General features: G+C 65.3%; 2 protein-coding genes. Both read right to left on the reverse strand.

Going from position 1 to position 1,192, the window contains the following annotated elements:
• On the reverse strand, positions 1–675 hold a 675-nt coding region (locus I8N66_RS37415), incomplete at its 3' end, for an alcohol dehydrogenase catalytic domain-containing protein (RefSeq protein WP_291165609.1).
• Positions 676–697: 22 nt separating this feature from the next.
• The coding region (locus tag I8N66_RS37420) for an amidohydrolase family protein (protein ID WP_291165611.1) at positions 698–1,192 on the reverse strand (495 nt) is incomplete at its 5' end.

Genomic DNA, 1,192 nt, shown 5'->3' on the forward strand with positions numbered 1-1,192 from the left:
GCTCAGTTTCAAGCGGTCCGTCACCTTGTCGACGACGATCACGCGCGCCGCGCCCATCTCGCGCGCGATGGCGGTCGTGCTGATGCCCAGACCGCCGGCGCCCTGCACGACCACGGTGCCTTCGAGCGGGATGCGCACCTGGTGCATGCCGTAGGTGACCGTGGACAGCGCACAGTTCACCGGCGCGACGCTCTCGTCCGGCAGCTCGTCGGGCACCTTGAACACCCACTGGTCGCCTTTCAGGTAATAGTACTCGGCGTAGGCGCCGCGAAAGTGCGGGAACTCCTCGCTCGTCTTCCTGAAGCGATGCTTGTGCGGGCACGACGCGGTGCCGGTGACGCACGCCTCGCATTTGCCGCACGGGTTGAAATAGCCGTAGATGACGCGGTCGCCTTCTTTCAGCGGCCGCCCGAGGTAGTCGGTGCTGACGTTGCGTCCCATCTTGTAGATGCGGCCGGTCATTTCGTGGCCCATGATGAGCGGCCGCTCCTTGCTCGGCTTCAGGCGCCCGACGTATTCGCCTTTGTACGAGTGCAGGTCGGAGCCGCAGATGCACGCCATGGTGATCCTGACGAGCATCGCATCGTCCTCGACCTCGGGAAGCGCGTACTCGCGCGGCTCGAGCGGCGTGTCGATCGCGGTCCACACCATTGCCCTACCGGTTTCTCTCGGCATGTCGCTTCCTTTCGTACGAGGGTTACAACCCCAGCAGCGTCTCGAGGTTCTTCGACAGGATCTTTTCTTTCTCCTCCTGCGAGACCGATTTCATGGCCTGCACCCAGCCGGCGGGACCCGGCTCGAAGTGCACGAAAGGCCAGTCGCTGCCGAGCACGACGCGGTCGGCGCCGACGCGGTCGAGCAGGAAACGCAGCGCTTCTTCGTTGCCGGTAACGGTGTCGTAATAGAGCTGGCGCTGGTATTCGCTCGGCTTCTTCGGCGTCGAGCGCTGGTCGGGCGGCGTCCTCTCCCACTCGCGGTCCATGCGGCCCATCGCGTAGCACAGCGGGCCGCCGCCGTGGGCGATGCAGACCTTGAGATCGGGACAGTCCTGCAGCACGCCGCCGCAGATCAGCACCGCGGCGACGATCGCGTCGTCGAGGATGACGCCGAGGCTGTTGAAGAGGCGATAGCGCGGCACGCGGTCGCGCAGGAAGTTGTTCTGAGGCTGCGGATGATAGAAGAGCACCGCGCC

This window comes from Ensifer sp. SSB1 (assembly GCF_016652895.1).
Taxonomy (GTDB): Bacteria; Pseudomonadota; Alphaproteobacteria; order Rhizobiales; family Rhizobiaceae; genus Ensifer.